This window comes from Micromonospora parva, from assembly GCF_000718515.1.
GTDB lineage: Bacteria > Actinomycetota > Actinomycetes > Mycobacteriales > Micromonosporaceae > Micromonospora > Micromonospora parva.
Window position 1 is genome coordinate 1 of sequence record NZ_JNZS01000073.1, and the last position, 320, is coordinate 320.

Consider the following 320-nt stretch of genomic DNA (forward strand, 5'->3'; position numbering starts at 1 on the left):
GGTCGTCGAGTACTCGGGGTCGGTGATCTGCTCCGGCGTACCCCAACCACTGGACGGGCGCTGCTGGAACAGGCCCAGCGAGTCATGATCGTTCATATCACCCAGGTGACCCAGGTTCTCCAGCTTCGACTCCTGCAGGCTCGTCGCGATCGAGATCACCGCGGCCCGTTCGGGCAGGCCGGCCTTCTTCGTCGCGGCGATGATCGCCTTGACGTTGGCGCTCTGCTCGTCGTTGAGGGTGATGTGCGACTGCTCGCCCTGCGGCTTCGCCGCCTGCACCGCCACCGCTGCGGCGGCGGGCTTGGCGTCCACTACCGGGT

Annotated in this window: 1 pseudogene; it reads right to left on the minus strand. The window is 67.2% G+C overall.

What is annotated here, in order from left to right:
* Positions 1-320, minus strand: a pseudogene (locus IF22_RS0132645) (hypothetical protein); the annotation flags it as partial.